The sequence below is a fragment of the Hymenobacter sp. IS2118 genome (assembly GCF_000715495.1).
GTDB lineage: Bacteria > Bacteroidota > Bacteroidia > Cytophagales > Hymenobacteraceae > Hymenobacter.
On sequence record NZ_JNLX01000103.1, the window covers coordinates 21,324 to 36,846 of the forward strand.

Annotated in this window: 14 protein-coding genes; 9 read left to right on the top strand and 5 right to left on the bottom strand. The window is 61.3% G+C overall.

All coding sequences use genetic code 11. The annotated features are described in order from the left end of the window. The first annotated feature begins 41 nt into the window (after positions 1-41). Complete coding sequence (locus GM79_RS09235) at positions 42-812, top strand: TIGR00266 family protein (protein ID WP_035562670.1); 771 nt, start codon at positions 42-44, stop codon at positions 810-812. A 24-nt stretch (positions 813-836) separates the two neighbouring features. Here GM79_RS09235 and GM79_RS09240 read toward each other — a convergent pair whose 3' ends face one another. The 3 genes from GM79_RS09240 to lptB all read right to left on the bottom strand — a co-directional run bounded on the left by GM79_RS09240 (position 837) and on the right by lptB (position 3,684). Continuing rightward, positions 837-1,073 carry a hypothetical protein gene (locus tag GM79_RS09240; RefSeq protein ID WP_035562674.1) on the bottom strand — a complete coding sequence of 79 codons (237 nt, stop codon included), beginning with the start codon at positions 1,071-1,073 and terminating at the stop codon, positions 837-839. A 135-nt stretch (positions 1,074-1,208) separates the two neighbouring features. Next, positions 1,209-2,759: a GH3 auxin-responsive promoter family protein gene (locus GM79_RS09245; protein ID WP_035562677.1), complete on the bottom strand. Its 1,551-nt coding sequence runs from the start codon at positions 2,757-2,759 to the stop codon at positions 1,209-1,211. 193 nt (positions 2,760-2,952) lie between these two features. Then, positions 2,953-3,684 carry an LPS export ABC transporter ATP-binding protein gene (lptB, locus tag GM79_RS09250; RefSeq protein ID WP_035562679.1) on the bottom strand — a complete coding sequence of 244 codons (732 nt, stop codon included), beginning with the start codon at positions 3,682-3,684 and terminating at the stop codon, positions 2,953-2,955. A gap of 153 nt (positions 3,685-3,837) precedes the next feature. Between lptB and GM79_RS09255 the strand changes: the two genes are divergently transcribed. The 4 genes from GM79_RS09255 (at position 3,838) to GM79_RS24780 (ending at position 7,850) form a co-directional block, all read left to right on the top strand. After that, positions 3,838-5,106, top strand: a complete 1,269-nt coding sequence (locus tag GM79_RS09255) for an OmpP1/FadL family transporter (RefSeq protein WP_035562682.1) — start codon at positions 3,838-3,840, stop codon at positions 5,104-5,106. A 27-nt stretch (positions 5,107-5,133) separates the two neighbouring features. Next, the gene (locus GM79_RS09260) at positions 5,134-6,567 is read left to right on the top strand and encodes a hypothetical protein (protein ID WP_035562686.1); all 1,434 of its coding nucleotides are present in this window, start codon (positions 5,134-5,136) and stop codon (positions 6,565-6,567) included. A gap of 186 nt (positions 6,568-6,753) precedes the next feature. Next, on the top strand, positions 6,754-7,197 hold the full coding sequence (locus tag GM79_RS09265) for a lipocalin family protein (RefSeq protein ID WP_035562689.1): 444 nt from the start codon (positions 6,754-6,756) through the stop codon (positions 7,195-7,197). Between the two features lie 260 nt (positions 7,198-7,457). Continuing rightward, complete coding sequence (locus tag GM79_RS24780) at positions 7,458-7,850, top strand: hypothetical protein (RefSeq protein ID WP_152559919.1); 393 nt, start codon at positions 7,458-7,460, stop codon at positions 7,848-7,850. Positions 7,851-8,099: 249 nt separating this feature from the next. Here the strand turns inward: GM79_RS24780 and GM79_RS09275 are convergent, their stop codons facing one another. Then, complete coding sequence (locus tag GM79_RS09275; RefSeq protein WP_035562693.1) at positions 8,100-9,071, bottom strand: YpdA family putative bacillithiol disulfide reductase; 972 nt, start codon at positions 9,069-9,071, stop codon at positions 8,100-8,102. 153 nt (positions 9,072-9,224) lie between these two features. On the opposite strand from GM79_RS09275, the gene GM79_RS09280 reads away from it, so the two are divergent. The 3 genes from GM79_RS09280 (at position 9,225) to GM79_RS09290 (ending at position 13,825) form a co-directional block, all read left to right on the top strand. Continuing rightward, a complete protein-coding gene (locus GM79_RS09280) occupies positions 9,225-10,139 on the top strand; it encodes a class I SAM-dependent methyltransferase (protein WP_081867656.1) in 915 nt (304 codons plus the stop codon). 128 nt (positions 10,140-10,267) lie between these two features. Continuing rightward, on the top strand, positions 10,268-11,749 hold the full coding sequence (locus GM79_RS09285; RefSeq protein ID WP_035562700.1) for an alkaline phosphatase PhoX: 1,482 nt from the start codon (positions 10,268-10,270) through the stop codon (positions 11,747-11,749). Between the two features lie 102 nt (positions 11,750-11,851). Further along, on the top strand, positions 11,852-13,825 hold the full coding sequence (locus tag GM79_RS09290; RefSeq protein ID WP_051718699.1) for a cytochrome-c peroxidase: 1,974 nt from the start codon (positions 11,852-11,854) through the stop codon (positions 13,823-13,825). 84 nt (positions 13,826-13,909) lie between these two features. Here the strand turns inward: GM79_RS09290 and GM79_RS09295 are convergent, their stop codons facing one another. Further along, the gene (locus GM79_RS09295) at positions 13,910-14,278 is read right to left on the bottom strand and encodes a hypothetical protein (RefSeq protein ID WP_161787151.1); all 369 of its coding nucleotides are present in this window, start codon (positions 14,276-14,278) and stop codon (positions 13,910-13,912) included. Between the two features lie 150 nt (positions 14,279-14,428). Here GM79_RS09295 and GM79_RS09300 point away from each other — a divergent pair. Then, positions 14,429-15,523, top strand: a 1,095-nt coding sequence (locus tag GM79_RS09300) for an IS4 family transposase (protein ID WP_035562703.1), incomplete at its 3' end; no start/stop codon positions are given.

Here is a 15,523-nt window from a genome sequence, read left to right on the forward strand (position 1 = left end):
GCCTTTACCTTTGGGCGCAGCAACCATCATTCCTTTTCGCCATGCTTTCCCACGACGTTGACTACCGCATTCTGGGTTCCGACATCCAGGTACTGGAAATTGAGCTCGACCCCAACGAAACCGTGATTGCCGAAGCCGGCGCTATGGTGTACATGGAGGAAGGCATCGCGTTCGAAACCAAGATGGGGGATGGCTCCGCGCCCGACCAGGGCCTTATGGGCAAGCTCTTCTCGGCTGGCACGCGGCTCATTACCGGCGAGTCCCTCTTCATTACCCACTTCACGCACCGCGGCGGCTACGGCAAAAGCCGGGTGGCTTTCTCAGCGCCCTACCCCGGCACCATCATCCCCGTCAACCTCGGCGACATGCCCAATGGGCTCATTGTGCAAAAAGATGGGTTTTTGGCGGCGGCGCGGGGCACCAAAATCAGCCTGCACTTCAACCAGAAATTTGGGGCGGGCTTATTTGGCGGCGAGGGCTTTATCCTCCAGAAGCTCACCGGCGACGGCAAGGCGTTCGTACATGGCGGCGGCACCATCATCGAAAAGCAGCTGAATAACGAGCTGCTGCGCGTCGACACCGGCTGCGTGGTGGCTTTTGAGCCCAGCATTGATTTCAGTATAGCCCGCGCTGGGGGCCTGAAATCGATGATTTTTGGCGGCGAAGGCTTGATGTTGGCCACGCTCCGGGGTACGGGCCGCGTATGGATACAGTCCATGCCCGTCAAAAAGCTCATTCAAGCGCTGGCACCAGCCGGGGGCAATGCCCAAAAGGAAAGCGGCGGCCTGTTTGGCGGCCTTTTGAACGAGTAGCGGTAGCGGGGCCGGACGCGGGCGCTACTTGCGGACGCTGGTACGGGCTGATTCGTTGCCGGTTTCGGATAAGCCAGTCACCGCAAACGTTACCGTAATCGTTACCAAAATAGCGATGGCAATGCCGAATCGAATCAAAAACCGGCTGCCTTTGGCCTCATCGTGCTTGCGCCGGTCAACCTCACGGCGCTGACGGCGAGACTTATACGGACGCTGATAGGCCGATTTCTTGGCCGCGGGAGCAACAGGACTGTAGGGCATAAGGGCGGGAATATTGCCGTAATATTACTAAATGTTCTTTAATATAAAGCAGCTTCGTTTTCACCCGTCTGCTACCGCTGCAAACGAACCAGTGGTTTCGCTCGGGCAGGAAGCAGCCAACTTAGGAGCAGACACTTACGATTCGTTCACGCGGCGCGGTTTGGCAACTGCCAGCACGGCTTCGAGCACCCCGCGCGAGTTGAGCAGGCGCGGCACTTTGTGCTGGCCGCCCAGCTTGCCTTTTCCGGCTAGCCACGCCTCAAACGTGCCGGCCGGCACGGCGTGCAGTTGGGGCGGGGCCAGGGCCAGGTTGCGGTGCCGCTTGGCGGCGTAATCGGAGTTCACCTCGCAAAGCGTGGTGTCAAGCACAGCCCCGAAAGTGGCGAGATTGGGTTGGCCGTCGCCGGGGGCAAATTCGATAACCCACTCGTGCCCACCCCGCGAGGAGTTATCAGCCGCAAACCAAACGGGGGCCGCCGTGAAGTCGCACACCGCCCGGCCCACGGCTTGGCTGGCCGCCACCACGGCTGCCTCGGCGTTCTCAATCACCACTTCCTCGCCAAAGGCATTGAGGAAGTGCTTGGTGCGCCCCGTGATGCGCACGCGGTACGGGGCCAGCGAGGTAAAGCGCACCGTATCGCCCACGAGGTAGCGCCACAGGCCGGCGTTGGTGCTGATAACCAAGGCATAGGGGCGGTGCAGCTCCACGGCAGCCAGCGGCACGGGCTGCGGGGCCGGGCTGGCCCACTGGTCGGCGGGCAGGAATTCGTAGTAAATACCGTGGTCGAGCAGCAGCAGCAGGTCTTCGCTGTCGGGCTGGTCCTGCAGGGCAAAGTAGCCTTCGGAAGCGCTGTAAATTTCGAGGTAGCGCATGCGCGCATCGGGAATAAGCTGGCGAAACAACTCGCGGTAGGGCCCAAACGCCACCGCGCCGTGCAGAAACAGCCGCAGGTGCGGCCACACGTGCGTGATGTCGGGCACGCCGGCCAGGGCCACTACGCGGCGCAGCAACACCACCATCCAGGTGGGCACGCCGGCCAGCACGCGCACATCCTGGGTGAGCACGTGGGCGGCAACGCGCTCGATTTTCTCCTCCCACTCCTCCAGCAAGGCCAGCGCCAGCGGTGGCGTACGCATTTGCTCGGCCCACCACGGCAGCTGCTGCATGATGATGGCCGACACGTCGCCGGTCCGGGAATCGGGCTCCTGGGGCCGAAACGGATTGGCCGAGTGGGCGCCGCCCAGCGACAGGGTTTTGCCGGTGAGCAACCGCTCCTGGGGGTAGAAGTGCGTGGCCAGGGCCAGCATGTCGCGTCCGGCCCGGTAGTGGCACTCACGCAGGGCTTCGGCCGTGACGGGAATGTACTTGCTGCGGTCGTTGGTAGTACCGCTCGATTTGGCGAACCACTGCGGTCGGCCGGGCCAGAGCACGTCGGGCTGCCCGCGCAGCACCTTTTCTATTTCCGGATACAGCTGCTCGTAGGTGCTCACGGGCACGCGCCGGGCAAACTCGGCCGGCGTCAGCCGTTCGTTAAAGCCGTAGCGCCGGCCCCACTCGGTGCCTTGGGCCCGGCTCAGCAACCCGCCCAGCAGTTTGGCCTGCACCTCCAGCGGCTGCTGGCGCAGGCGAGCCAGCCGAGGCAAGCTACTCCATTGAACGGCGGTGGCAAGAAGCTGGTCGAGCATCTATTCTTACTTAATGTGGAAAATGTGAAGAATATGGAAATGCGAGAATGCGAAAAGTGCATCGCAAGCCTTTTGCCATCTTGGGCACGAAGGTCCCTCTTTTGCCCACAATAAAATTGGTTTTCAGCTCTTACTCCAAGCCAGCACAACTACCCGCATTTTCATATTTCCCACATTCCCACATCCTCAAAAATTACACGGCCCGCTTAAGCTCAAAGTTTTTGCCCAGGTACACGCGGCGCACGGTTTCGTCGCTGGCCAGCTCTTCGGCGGTGCCCGCTTTCAGGAGCTTGCCTTCGAAAAGCAGGTAGGCGCGGTCCACGATGCTGAGGGTGGAATTCACGTCGTGGTCGGTGATGAGGACACCAATGTTGCGGCCCTTGAGCTTGGACACGATGCCCTGGATTTCTTCGGTGGCGATGGGGTCGACGCCGGCGAAGGGCTCGTCAAGCAGCACAAATTTGGGGTCCACGGCCAGGGCGCGGGCAATTTCGGTGCGCCGCCGCTCGCCGCCGCTCAGCACCTTGCCCAGGTTTTTGCGCACATGGGTCAGGCTGAACTCTTCGAGCATTTCCTCCACTTTGTCGCGGCGGGCATCCTTCTTCATACTCGTCATTTCGAGTACGGCCATGATGTTTTCCTCCACGCTCAGGTCGCGGAACACGCTGGCTTCCTGCGCCAGGTAGCCCACGCCCAACCGCGCCCGCTGGTAGATGGGCATGGTCGTGATTTCGGTGTCGTCGAGAAAAATGCGGCCCGCGTTGGGCTTCACCATGCCCACCATCATGTAGAAGCAGGTGGTTTTGCCGGCTCCGTTGGGCCCCAGCAGGCCCACAATTTCGCCCTGCTCCACCGTGACCGACATGTCGTTGACTACGGTGCGGGCTTTGTACTTTTTAACGAGGTGGTCGGCGCGAAGAATCATGGGCGTAAAGGTACGGATTGGCGTCACGGCAGGCGAATGCGCTAACAAACGATTGCAGAGGGGATAAATTATTCGGCTAGCCTAACACTTCACTTGAAATTTTCCGTTACTTTTAGCCCTACATCCCAACCACCCTAAATTTCCAGTATTAATATGAAGGTAAAAACACTACTCCTTGCGGGCGGGGCAATCCTGGTCGGCGCGTCGAGCGCCAACGCAGGCGGCTTCCAGGTTTACCTGCCCAGCCAGCAGAGCATTGGCATGGGCGGAGTAGGCGTAGGCCTCTCCATGGAACAGGCCGCGCAGTTCATGAACCCCGGTGCCATGGCCATGCTGCGCCAGAACGGCGTTCAGGTGGGCGTGAGCGCTACCTTCGCCCGGCTGGCCTTCCGGCCCATTGCCGGCGGCGAGCAGCGTCAGCTCGAAAATACCACCGTCACGCCGTTCAACCTCTACGCTAGCTTTGGCCCGAAGGAGGGTAAGTTCCGCGCCGGCATCTCGGTGTACACGCCTTATGGCTCGACGCTGAAGTACGAAGACGGCTGGGAAGGCCGCTTTGCGCTCTCCGAAATCACGTTGCGCGCTATTTACGTGCAGCCTACCGTCAGCTACGCCCTCACCGACCAGCTGAGCGTGGGCGCCGGCCTGATGATTCTTACGACTGGCTCGGTGAACCTACAGCGCGTCGTGCCTCTGCCTTCGGCCGAAGGCAAGATTGAGCTGGATGGCAAAACCAAAACCGGTTTCGGCGTGAATGCCGGCATTTTCTTCAAGCCCTCCGACAAGCTGAGCGTGGGGTTGAGCTACCGCTCCAAGATTGACGCCAAGGTAAGAGGCGGCGATGTTACCGTATCGGGCATTACGCCCGCGCTGCAGGGCCGTTTTGTGGGCGATAAGTTCGACGCCACCTTGCCCCTGCCGGCCACCTTCAACGTGGGCCTGGGCATCATGCCCACCGACAAGCTCACCATAGGCCTCGATGTAAACTTCACGCAGTGGAGCGAGTACCGCTCACTGCGCTTCGATTTTAAGAAAGACGGCGCTCCCGCGCAAGTTGGTGCCGGCACGTTCTCCGAGTCGAAGCGCTCGTATGAGGACGCCCTGACCTTCCGTGTGGGTGGCCAGTACAAAGTGAACGACAAGCTGGCCCTGCGCCTGGGCGGTGCTTACGATATGACCCCGGTGAAAGACGGCTACGTAACGCCCGAAACCCCAGACAACAACCGCATCATCGCCACGGCCGGCGTGGGCTACAACATCACCGAGAACTTTGGCGTGGATGCTTCCTTTATGTTCCAGGCCATTCTCAAGCGCACCCAAACCGAAGCCGACCTGCTCAATAACGGCACTACGGACCGCGTGGCCGGCACCTACCGCACCAACGTCAGCATTCCCGGCATCGGGTTGCGCTACAATTTCTAAGTCTCACTTCGCTAGTATCCTGTTCGTATGAACCTTATTTTCAAACGTTCCGCGCCGTTTCTGGCGCTATTGGGCCTCGTGCTCGGCGGCTGCCAGCCCGACCTGAACGACGACCCGCAGTCCAGCGCCGGCCAGGCTGACTTCAGCCGCTACATCGCCGTCGGCAACTCGCTCACAGCGGGTTTTGGCGATAACGGCGTGTACCGCGAAGGCCAGTTGCAGTCGTTTCCGGCCATCCTGGCCGGGCAGTTTCAGCAAGTAGGCGGCGGCAATTTCGTCCAACCCGTGTTTCCAGAAGCCAACGCAAATGGCAGTGGTTTTCTGCGCATTGCGAGTTTCACCCCAGCCGGGACGCCCGTGCTGGGCCAGGTAGCGCCCAACGGTGTGGTAGGCCTCGGCGCCGATGGCCGCACGCCGCTGCTGGTGCGCTTCACCGGCTCCGATAACCAGAACTTGGGCGTGCCCGGCATTCGCGTGGCCGACATCGCCACCCCAGGCTATGGCTTCAACAACCCGCTCGGTTTCAACCCCTACTTCGAGCGCCTGCTGGCCGCCAACGACCCGCGTTCCTACACCCAGTACGTGCAGGAGCGGGTGGCTACCATCAAGCCAACGTTCTTCACCAACTGGCTGGGCAATAACGATGTGCTGGGCTACGCCAGCTCCGGCGGCACGGCCGCCCCGCTCTCCGACCCCGCTGATTTCCGGGCGAAGTACACCGACATCACGAACGTGCTGACCGCCGGTGGCGCCAAAGGCGTGGTGATTACCATTCCGAACGTGGCCAACGTGCCGCTGTTTACCACCGTGCCCACGGCCGCCGTCATTGGCCAGGTGCGCGCCGGTGCCGTGCCGCCAACGCTGGCCGCTCAACTCACGGCCGGCCTGAGCCTGACGCCGGCACAGGCCGCTACTATTCGCTTTGGCTTCTTCATCGAAACGGCAACCGGAGCGCGTGAAGCCACCGCCGCCGACCTCTTGCTGCTCACGTCCAGCGGCGTTATCAACACGCCCTCCACCACGGCCAACCCCTTTCCAGTAGGCGTGGGCATCTCCATCACCGGGCTGGCCCCGGCCCAGGCGGGTGGCCTGGCGGCCGTGGCCCCGCCCAACGCCCTGCCCAGCCGCTTCGTGCTAGATGCAGCGGAAGTCGCCGCCGTGCAGGCCCGGACCACTGAACTGAACAACATCATCAAAGAAGTGGGCCAGAGCAAAGGACTCGCCGTTTTCGATGCCAACACGTTCTTCAACGGCGTGGCCCGCAATGGCATCGTAGTGAACGGGGTGGGCAACAGCGCCGCTTTCGTTTCGGGCAACCTGTTCTCGCTCGACGGTGTGCACCCCACGCCTCGCGGCTACGCAGTTATTGCTAATGAGATAATTAAGGTCATCAACGCTACGTATGGCGCGGCCGTGCCCGGCGTGGACCCCACCACCTACCGCGGCGTGCAATTCCCGTAACTGAACCGATTTTTCCGGCCTGCAACAAGCGTCTTCCTGCCCGGGAAGGCGCTTGTTTGCGTTCAGGGCCGTTGGGCAGACAGCAGGGCAGTAATTGCCCAATCCAATGGCTAGCTTATTTGGTGATTGAGTAGTTAGATTTGCTGATACCTGAGCACAATGCTTTGGGTTTTATTCCTCTCCCTGATGAAAAGCCTTTCTACTTACGTCCTGCTAGCCGCCATGGCGGCGCTGACGGTAAGCTGCAAAAAAGACAGCGAGCCCAAACCCGAACCCACCAAAACCGACCTGCTGACGGCTAAAAGCTGGCGCCTGACGGATATTAAGGTGGGTGGACAAAGCTTTTATGCCTTTCTTGATGCTTGCGACAAGGATGACTTTATTAAGTTCAACGCAAACAAGTCGGCTACTTTTGACCAAGGCGCTGTTAGGTGCGACCAATCCGAGCCGCAGTCCGCATCCGGCAAATGGGAATTCACTACCAATGAAACTAAGTTGAAACTCACCGACCCAGACGGCGACGTTACGGAAGGCAACATCACGACTCTCTCCGCTACTTCGCTGGTGCTGAGCGAACCCAACGCCGGTGGCCCCGGCGTGGCCGGTGAGCTGACTTTTACGGCGCGCTAACGAAACACTGCCACTCCAAAACGAAAAGGCTGCTCCAAATGGAGCAGCCTTTTCGTTTTCAACTCACTACTACCCACGCGGCCAGGCGCGCGGCGATGAGCTGGGCGTGGCACCGGCCGTTTCCGGTAAACTAGCGGCTGGTGGCGCGGCCACCACACAGGATGCCGAACGGTCGGCCGTGGCCTGTCAATTACTTATACCTTTACCTGCTTGCCCGAACAAGCCGCTTTTCCACTCTACTGCTAAGCGCATCCCTGCTAATGGCTGTGACTGGCTGCGGCGAAAATAACGACCCGACTCCCGCTGCACCCACCTTATCCGTCAATGCAAAGGTGCTGACCACTCCGAAGTGGCGCGTTTCGGCGATTGTCGGAGCGACAGCGTTTGCTGGACAAACTATTACTGTGAACGGCTACACCAGCCGCTCCAACTGCCAGCGAGATAATTTCCTCAAATACAACTCGGACCTGACAGGTGTTTACGACGAAGGTGCTACCAAATGCTCGACCAGCACCCCGCAATCGAAAAAAGGCAATTGGTCATTTAATTCCGCCGAAACCAAGATTACAATAGTTGACCCCTCGGTGCCAGCTGGTACTACGGGCAACACCATCACGGCCGACATTCTAAAGCTGACGGCCACTTCCATGTAGTTGAAAACGACAACCACGCAGACTGTATCTGGCGCCACTGTCGTGTCGACGGCTACTACCACTTACACCGCGTTTTAGTCGTACCCTATATCTTGGTCGGGCTTGTAAAACAAGGCAGCTTCTGGTTCATAAGCTGCCTTGTTTTTATTGTTCCAATCAGGTTAAGTAGCTCACCCTGAATAATCGATGCAGAACTCCTGCATAATACGTTGATAGTGATACAAACCCCTGGCGGCCAGAAACTGAAAGCTAAAGGCTAAATACTTGTGCAGCCAGGTGCGCGGCGATGAGCTGGGCGTGGTGGCGGCCGTTTTCGATGTACCAGCGGCTGGTGGCGCGGCCGCCGCACACGGTGCCGGCCACGAACAGGCCGGGCCGGGTGGTTTCGTGAGTAGCGGGGTCGAAGAGAGGGGCGCGGGCTTCGTCGGCGGGGTCGGGCTCCACGCCGAGGCGGCCGAGCAGGGCCTCATCGGGGTGGTAGCCGGTGAGGGCGTACACGAACGTGGTGGGAATAGTGAGCGGGCCGTCGGGCGTGCGGATGTCCACGGCGTCGGAATGGATGGCAGTGATGGAGGCATTGAAGTGCGCCGTGATGCGGCCTTCGGCAATGCGGTTGATGAGGTCGGGGCGAATCCAGTACTTCACGCTGTCGCTGATGGCGGAGCCGCGCACGATGAGCGTGACGGTGGCGCCGGCGCGGGTGAGCTGCAGAGCGGCTTTGGCAGAGGAGTTTTTGGCTCCAATGACGACAACGTTTTGCAGAACGTGCCGGTAGGGCTCTTTGTAGTAGTGGCTGACGTGCGGCAAATCCTCGCCGGGCACGCCCAGCGGGTTGGGCAGGTCGTAGAAGCCGGTGGCCACCACCACATTGCGGGTTGGGATTTGACCCTTATCGGTTTCGACCAGGAAATTGCCCTGCTCCCCGGTCATGCGCAGCACGGTTTCGTGCAGGCGAATAGTCAGCTTTTCGCTGCGGGCCACGCGCTGGTAATAGTCGAGCGCGTCTTCGCGCAGGGGCTTGTAGTGGGCCGTGGGAAACGGGTAGCCGCCAATTTCGAGCAGCTCGGGCGTGGAAAAAAACTCCATATTGGTGGGGTAGCCCACAATGGAGTTGACCAGTGCGCCTTTTTCGACAATGGCTGCGGTGAGGCCTTTGCGCTGGGCTTCGAGGGCGCAGGCAATGCCCACGGGGCCGGCGCCGATGATGAGAACGTCGAGCATAGTTGTAGGGGCGGGTTGCTCCCGCCCGTCGGTGAATTTGTGTAGGAACGGGTGGCATCCGCCCGTTGGTGACCAGTTAACGTTGGTTAACTAAACAACGGTGCGAACGGTGCGAACGGTCGGTCAGGTGCCCCCCGCCCCTACCTTTGCGCCATGCGTACCTGTGACTTGTGTGGCGGCTCGGATTTTAAGAAGCTGCCCTTTTACTACGAATTTGAAGGCCAACGGCTGCAAGGCACCCAATGCCGCCGCTGCGCCCTGATGTTTCTGGACCCGCAGCCCACGCCCGCGCAGCTGGAACGGCTGTATGGCAAGGACTACTTCACGGAGCGCCCCAACTACGACCGCACCCAGCAGGAGGTTGTTTTCATCGAAGAAGGCCAGAAGCAGGCTGCTTTAAACCAGGTGCGGCCCGACAAGTTCACGAACTACATCCTGGCCAAGTACCCCGGCCGCAAGTTCCGGTACCTCGACGTGGGCTGTGGCCCCGGCTACACCCTCAAAAGCCTGGAGAACCTGGGCTGGGAGGTGCACGGCCTCGAAATTTCGGCGCACGCCGCCGACTTTGCCCGCCGCGAGCTGCACCTGCCCGTGGTCACGGGCAACATCGAAACCACCGAGGACTTCCACGAAAATCAGTTCGACCTGGCCTACATGGGCGACGTACTGGAGCATCTGCTCTCGCCCGCCGCCACGCTGGCCAAGTTCCACCGCATTCTGGAGCCGGGCGGGCTGCTGGTGCTGGCCCTGCCCGCCACGCTGAATTTACCAACCGTGCGCCTGGGCTTTGCGGCCTACGGCGCGTTGGGCAAGGAGCGCAAGATGGACATTCCGCCCTACCACCTGTTCGAATTCACGCCGGCCACCATCACCAAAATGCTGCAAAAGCAGGGCTTTGAAGTAGTGGAGCTGCTGAACCCGGTGAAGCCACCCAAAAACATCCGGCTGGGCGGCAGCCTAGTGGAAAAGGCGGGCAAGCTGGCCGGCCAATACCCTACGTATTATTTAAACAAGCTGACCGGGCGGTTTGGCGACCGCATGTTTGTGGTGGCTCGGAATGGGAAGTAGCCACGTTGAAAAAGGGCGCTGAATACAAGCGCTAGGGTTTTCATAATCAGTGCGTGATGTTGGGTTAATATTGCTCAGAGACCTTTGGGGCATTGTTTCATCTCTGGCTTTAGCCCCTTCACTTGGTTATGAAATCCGCTACGCTACTACGCGCTGCCCGCCTGGGCACGCTTGGACTACTCCCCGTTTTAGTTGCCTGCAACGACAACGACGGCGACACCACCCCCGCCAGCTCGCTTGAGTTGAAAGCCCACTCCGTAACCCCGGCCCTGGTGAAGGTTATGCCTGGCTTCGAGAGCCTGCAAATTCTGCCGCTTATTTCGTCGGACGACGTGCTGAGCGAGTCGCCCGGCTTCGTATTCGGCCCGCAGCCCGATGGGGCGGGCCTCCTGCGCAACCCCGCCGGCGAAGGCTTCGTGCTGATAAACAACCACGAAATCTCGCAGTCGGTGTCGCGCGTGTACCTGGACAAAACCTTCAAGCCGGTGAAGGGCGAGTACATCGTGGACTACAACGGCGGCACCACCCGCCTGTGCTCGGCTACGCTGGCCACACCCGAAGAGCACGGCTTTCCGCGGGCCATGTTCCTGACCGCCGGCGAAAGCGGGGCCGAGAGCATGGTGCACGCCATCGACCCGGTGGGGCCGCTGGACAAAACCAATTCCGGCCGCCGCAAGCCCGCCTTGGGCAAGGCCAGCATGGAGAATGCCGTGCCGCTCAACAAGCAGGCCTACCCCGGCAAAACGGTCATCATTATTGGCGAAGACAACACTGACGGGCAGGTGCTGCTGTACGTGAGCAACACGCCCGGCGACCTCGAAAACGGCAAGCTCTACATGATGAAGCGCCCCAACGGCGACCCCGTGGAAACCAGCCTGAGCACTGGCACCGCCTACGACGTGGAGTGGGTGGAAATACCGGGCGTAAGCTCGATGACCGGTGCCCAGATTGCCGCTTTCTCGGTGACGAACAGCGCCTTGCAGCTGGCCCGTGTGGAGGACCTGGACTACCGCAAAGGCAGCGCCGCCAACAACCGCGAAATCTACTTCACGGCTACCGGCGTGAGCCAGGCCGACAAGGTGACCCCCGTAGCCGGCAAAACCATGTGGGGCCGCGTGTACAAGCTGAACCTGAACGCCACCAACGCTGTGGGCCCAGCCAAGCTGGAAGTGGTAGTGGACGGCGGCACCGAGCCGGGCCGCTACATCGTGAACCCGGACAACATTTGCGTGACCGATAACTACGTCTACATTCAGGAAGACGGCGACTCGTTCTACCGCGATACGGACCACGACGGGCGCATCTGGCAGTGGGCCATCAACGCCCCCGGCCAGCGGGCCAAGGCCATGCTTGAAATGGACCACCGCCGCACCGACGCAACCTTCAACGCCAAATACAACCCCAGCAACTCTCTGTCGAAAAGCTCGTGGGAGTACGGCGCAATGTACGACATCAGCGACCTGGTGAATAAGCCCAACACCTTCCTGGTGAACATCCATCCCCATACCTGGCAGGACCCCAAGTTTCGCAACGCCGACGGGTCGGGCGCGGCGGCCAACACCAACGCTGAAGGCGGCCAGGTCGTCATCTTGCGCGGGGTGGCTAAGTAAACCGTAAACCGCGGGCCCGCCCCCGGTTTGCACCACCCCCTGCCAGCTGCGGCGGGGGGTGTTTTGTTTGCGGCAAGCCAGTCGGCCCGTATTTTTTCTGCTATGAAACGTCTTCTATTTCAGTCCCTAAGCCTGAGCGCTGCAACGCTGGCCAGCCTGCTGAGCTGCTGCACGCCAGCCACTTCTGAGCAAGCTACCACGGCGGCGCTGCCCGCCACCGGGCAAACCACCCAGCAGGCCGGCTCCCGGCCCGCGCGGGTGAAAGCCGCCGTGGCCCGCGACTTAACCCGCTTGCTGGCTTTGGTCGACGACGAGCTGCTGCCCCTGAGCAAACGCCCCGTTCCGCAGCCCTTGCCCACCGATTCGTTGCGTCAGGCCTTTCGGCGCTGCCGGCTGGCCTACAAGCGCGTCGAGCCTTTCACCGAATACTTCCTGCCTGCCACCAGCCGGCTGGTAAACGGTGCGCCGGTGGCCGAAGTGGAAGTAGAGGAAACCAAGCTCTTCGAGCCGGCGGGCCTGCAGGTGCTGGAGCCGCTGCTCTACCCCGACCCGGCCCCGGCCGCGCAGGATTCGGCCGGCCGCAGCGAGCTACGACGACAGGCGCTGCGCCTGCGCCGGCAGGTGCGCTCGCTGCAGCTGTCCTGGGACGACCAGGAATTCACCGATGCCCACGTGTTCGATGCGCTGCGGCAGCAGGTGTTTCGGGTCGTGGCGTTGGGCATTACCGGGTTCGACACACCACTTTCTCCTGCGGCAACCTTGGCCGAAAGCGACGCGGCGCTGGCCGCTTTGGAGACTCCATTACGCTTATATTTCCTGCCGGATGGCCCTTCCAAGCCCGCGCTGCTGGTGCGGCTGGCGGGGGCGCGGGCGGCCCTGCGGCAGAACCAGGATTTTGCTTCTTTCGACCGGTTGGCCTTTGTTCGGGACCACGCCAACCCGCTGGGCCGCGACTTGCTGGCCCGGCAGCAGGAGCTGGGCATCGCACCGTTTCCGGGCGAGCTGCGGGCCTTGCGCTCCGAAGCGGCCACGCTGTTCGACGCCAATATTTTCAACCCTGACTTCTACACCGGCAACCGGCAGTGGTTCAGCAACCCCGCCAAGGTGGCGCTGGGCCGGCAGCTCTTCCACGACCCGGTGCTGAGCGGCGGCGGCGGGCGCTCCTGCGCCTCCTGCCACCAGCCCGGCCGGGCCTTTACCGATGGGTTGGCGCTGAGCGCCACCCTCAGCGGCGGCACGCTGCGCCGCAACACGCCCACCATCCTCAACGCCGGGCTGCAGGCCGGGCAGTTCTACGACCTGCGGTCGCCCAGCCTGGAAAATCAGGCCGTTGATGTTATCGGCAACCGCGACGAGATGCACGGCTCGCTGGACGAAGCCGCTGGCCGCCTGGCGCAGCAGCCGCGCTACACCGCGCAATTCCGACGGGCCTTTCCCGAAGCCGCTACGGCGGGCGGGGCGCTGGTGAGCCCGGTGCGCATCCAAAACGCGGTGGCGGCCTACGAGCGCAGCCTCGTGCGCCTCAACTCGCCCTTCGACCGCTACGTGCGCGGCGAGACCGGAGCCGTGCTCAGCCCGGCCGCCGTGCGGGGTTTCAACCTCTACGCCGGCCGCGCCCGGTGCGCTACCTGCCATTTTCTACCCCTCACCAATGGCACCGTGCCACCCACGTTCCAGGACTCGGAAGCCGAAGTGCTGGGCGTGCCCACCCGCCCCGGCTCCCGGCAACTCGACCCCGACCCCGGCCGCTACGCCCTGACCAAGCTGGCCCCGCTGCGCAACGCCTTCAAAACCCCCACCCTACGCAACGTGGCCCTCACGGCGCCTTACATGCACAATGGCCAGTACCGCACCCTGGAGGAAGTAATTGACTTTTATAACCAGGGCGGCGGCCTCGGACTGGGCATCGCGGTGGAGAACCAAACCCTGCCCCCCGATAAGCTGCACCTCACCCCGCACGACGTAGCCGACCTGAAAGCCTTTTTGGTGGCGTTGACCGACACGACCGGCAGTCGTCAGCCAATGGCGCTGGCCGGCCCCAAGCCGCGCGTTCGACCACTGGTGGCGAACGATTAATCGTGAAACAAATAAGGTCAGACCGAAGCAACTGCCCAATACCCGCTTTTTTCTGCACAGGTGCTTGCAGGGCGATGCGGAAGGCTACAGCGTTGCCAGATACTGCTGAACCTGTGTGTGAAAGGCCAGGAAACTGGCCGAGCGACTCGCTAGCCAGGCAATGTCCATTCCGGCGGCCAACTGCTCCACAATTGGGTTGGAATGCTTGGTTGAGCATTTTCGGGCATCATACACCGCTTGCTTAGCTTCGGGGCGGGGCTGCGTTTCCAGGTTAATATTCTTGTTTTGACCGGGGTTGTCCCGGTGCCATTTCAGGTACCAGAGCCAGTGCTCGATGCACTGCACCGGCAGCAACAGCACTGCGCCAATGTCGCGCTTTTCTAGTCGCTGCCGCATTTCCTCCTGCTTTTGCTGGAAGGCGACCGGGCTGTGGTCATCTAAATCGCGGCCCACGAAAAAGCACTGCTGCCGATACTGCGACAAGCCGACCGCACACGCTTCATCGAATAAGTCATCGACCACTCTACCCTACTAAACTTTAGGGCATAAAAACGGGGCAGTCCGACCTTTGGGGTTCCTACACACCATTGTCCGTCCTGCCCCGTGAAGCCAAGCCTCATTGCCAAAATTACGACGCTTTTGCGTCGCGTCCAGCTAGTGCCCCATCTGTCCCGGCAAAAGTTTGTCAGCCAGTTTGTTATCGCCCTGCTCAAAAGCCGCAACGTCCAATTTTGCGAGGTAGCCCAGCACCTGAATGACGCGGTGAAAATCGCTTCGAATGAAACCCGCATTCAGGACTTTTTTCGGCAGGTGGACCTGAATTATCTGGTGCTGGCCCACCTGCTGCTGCGCTTGCTGCCCGCCACGGGCAAACTGCGCCTGTGCCTGGACCGCACCGAATGGGACTTCGGCCGCTGCCAGGTCAATATCCTGCTCGTGACCGTAGGCCGAGGCGACTTTCAACTGCCGCTCTATTGGGAACTGCTCGACAACCGCAGCGGGAACTCCAGTGCGGCCGACCGTATTGCCCTGCTCAAAATCTGCGTACAGGTGCTGGGCCGCGACCGCATCGGGCTGGTGGTGGGGGACCGGGAGTTTGTGGGCCATGTCTGGCTTAACTGGCTACGGAAGAATAAATTGCCTTTTGTAATGCGCCTGCCCAAGCACCACCAAATCACCTTTGCTAGTGGCCGACGGCAGGCCGTCACGGCCCTGGGCCTTGCCGTAGGGCAGCAGCGGCATTTTCTGCATTGCCAAGTGGCTGGGGTCTGGGGACAGGTCTGGGTCAAGCGGCTGGCCGACACGGAGTTTCTGTTTCTCTTCGCCGCGCCCGGCTTGCGCAACCTGGGCGGCCTCTACGCCAGCCGCTGGACGATTGAGCAGTGCTTTCAGAACCTGAAAGGACGCGGCTTTAACCTGGAAGCCACCCACTTATGCTGCCACCAGAAGCTGCGCAAGCTCGTGGCTCTGGTCAGCCTGGCCTACGCGCTATGTCTGGGCGTGGGCACGATGGCCCACGGCAAAATCAAGGCCATTCCACGCAAAAATCACGGCTGCCGGGCCACAAGCCTGAGCCGCTACGGACTGAATCTGTTGCGCCAGCTCACGCGGCCCCACGCCCAGCCACAAGAGCCGGTGGCCCGTAAAATCATGGCCCTGCTAGACTGGTTTATTCGGCAACTTACTTATTATCAAATC